The following is a 2034-nucleotide window of genomic DNA, read 5'->3' on the forward strand; positions in this document are numbered from 1 at the left end:
GCATCGCCGCGGCGAAGTACTCGGCCGAGAACGACTACGTCGAGCTGCCGGAGAACCCGGCCCAGCAGGTCGTCGACCTCGTCGAGCAGCTGCGCTCCGCGTGGCTTCTCGGGGGTCCTCGGGGCTATTCGGGGTTCGGGCCCGTGGCCACCGGGCGCTCGGGGTCCGCGCACCACTCCGACCAGCTGCCCGCGTACAGGTCGGAGGCGATGCCCGCCACCTCCAGGGCCAGCACCTCATGGGCGCCCGAGACGCCCGAGCCGCAGTACACGCCGACCGGGGTGTCGCCGGTGGCGCCGAGCGCCGCGAAGCGCGCCCGCAGGGCGTCGGCCGGCAGGAAGCGGCCGTCGGGCCCCGTGTTCTCCGCGGTCGGGGCCGACAGCGCGCCCGGGATGTGGCCGCCGACCGGGTCGATCGGCTCGACCTCCCCGCGGTACCTCTCCCCCGCACGCGCGTCCAGGAGCACCCCCGCACGCGCCCGGGCGGCCGCTCCGTCCGCGTCGAGCAGCCCGATCGCTCCCGGAGTTGGCTTGAAATCGCCCTCGGCCGGGCTCACCCGGTCGGCCGATACGTCACCCCCCGCTGACGTCCACGCGGCCAGGCCGCCGTCCAGGACCCGTACGTCCTCGTGGCCCGTCCACCGCAACAGCCACCACGCCCGGGCCGCGGACCAGCCCTGGCCGCCGTCGTACACGACCACCGGCACGTCCGCCGAGACCCCGGCCCGTCGCATCACGGCACCGAAGGCCTCCGGGTCCGGCAGCGGGTGGCGCCCGCCCGACCCCGCCGGACCAGCCAGTTCGCGGTCGAGGTCGACGTACACCGCGCCGGGCAGGTGCCCGGCCTCGTACGCGGGGCGCTGGTCGGGGCCGCCCAGCTGCCAACGGATGTCCAGCAGCACGGGAGGCCGGGAACCGGCCAGTTCGCTCATGAGTTCGGCGGCGGAGAGGATCGCTGTTGTCGCAGTCATACCGCCCATCTTCCTCCCCGCCCGGCACTCGCGTGACAAACCCGTCACCGGCCGGGCGCACCGATCCGGTCATCTCTCTCCCGGGCCCCGACCGTGCGGCCCGGTCGGGGCGCGCCGGGGCTCCCCGAGTGGAAGCATCAGCAGCGGCACCGGCACGACGGAGGAGACGGCTGACATGACCGAGGCAGCGGAAGCAATGCGGCGCACGCCCGGCACCCCGTGCTGGGTGAGCCTCATGGTGCACGGCCTCGGGACCACCGAGGACTTCTACGCCGACCTGTTCGGCTGGGAGTACGTACCCGGCCCCGAGCAGCTCGGCCCGTACGTCCGGGCCCTGTTGGACGGCCGCGAGGTGGCCGGCATCGGCGAGATGCCGCCCGACCGGCACCTACCGGTCGCCTGGACCACCTACCTGGCCACGGACGACGCCGACGCCACGGCGGAGGCGGTCCGCTCGTGCGGCGGCACGGTCGCGGTGGGCCCGCTGGACGCGGGCATCGCGGGGCGGGTGGCGATCTGCTCCGATCCGCTGGGCGCGATCTTCGGGCTGTGGCAGGCGCAGAGCCACATGGGGACCCGGCTGCACGGCGCCCCGGGCACTCCGGTCTGGAACGAGCTGGTCACCCAGGACACCTCGACGGTCGGCAAGTTCTACGAGCACGTCTTCGGCCACGAGGCGCAGACGCACTCCACCGCCTCGGACGACTTCGACTACGTGACGCTGCTCCTGGAGGGCCGCCCGGTGGCGGCCGTGCACGGCGTCGGCCGCTCGCTGCCGCACGACCGGGGCCCGCACTGGATGGCGTACTTCGAGGTCGAGGACACCGACACGGCCGCCGCCCGGGTGTGCGACCTGGGCGGCCGGATCGTGCAGCCGCCCCGCGAGGGGCCCATCGGGCGGGTGGCCACGGTCGCGGACCCCGAGGGCGCGGTGTTCACCCTCGTACGCTCACGGTCGCGGAAGCCGGCCTAGGTCGTCTCTTTCGGATCTTGCCGGTTAAGCCCGCGTCGTCCGGTGCCGTGCATCGCAAGGCGGAGGGGCTCCCGCGTACTGGACGTACTCG

The 2034-nt window shown here is 74.4% G+C and carries 2 protein-coding genes; one reads left to right on the top strand and one right to left on the bottom strand.

The window, feature by feature from the left end; translation table 11 throughout:
- Nucleotides 1-124: 124 nt before the first annotated feature.
- Complete coding sequence (locus AB0D44_RS34300) at nucleotides 125-970, bottom strand: sulfurtransferase (RefSeq protein ID WP_362598808.1); 846 nt, start codon at nucleotides 968-970, stop codon at nucleotides 125-127.
- A gap of 175 nt (nucleotides 971-1145) precedes the next feature.
- Between AB0D44_RS34300 and AB0D44_RS34305 the strand changes: the two genes are divergently transcribed.
- A complete protein-coding gene (locus AB0D44_RS34305) occupies nucleotides 1146-1943 on the top strand; it encodes a VOC family protein (protein ID WP_362598811.1) in 798 nt (265 codons plus the stop codon).
- Nucleotides 1944-2034: the final 91 nt, after the last annotated feature.

It is taken from the genome of Streptomyces sp. NPDC048349 (assembly GCF_040651925.1).
GTDB lineage: Bacteria > Actinomycetota > Actinomycetes > Streptomycetales > Streptomycetaceae > Streptomyces.

Excerpts from the sequence above, each read along its gene's own strand:
- AB0D44_RS34300 (WP_362598808.1), bottom strand. The coding sequence starts at position 970 with ATGACTGCGACAACAGCGATCCTCTCCGCCGCCGAACTCATGAGCGAA.
- AB0D44_RS34305 (WP_362598811.1), top strand. The coding sequence starts at position 1,146 with ATGACCGAGGCAGCGGAAGCAATGCGGCGCACGCCCGGCACCCCGTGC.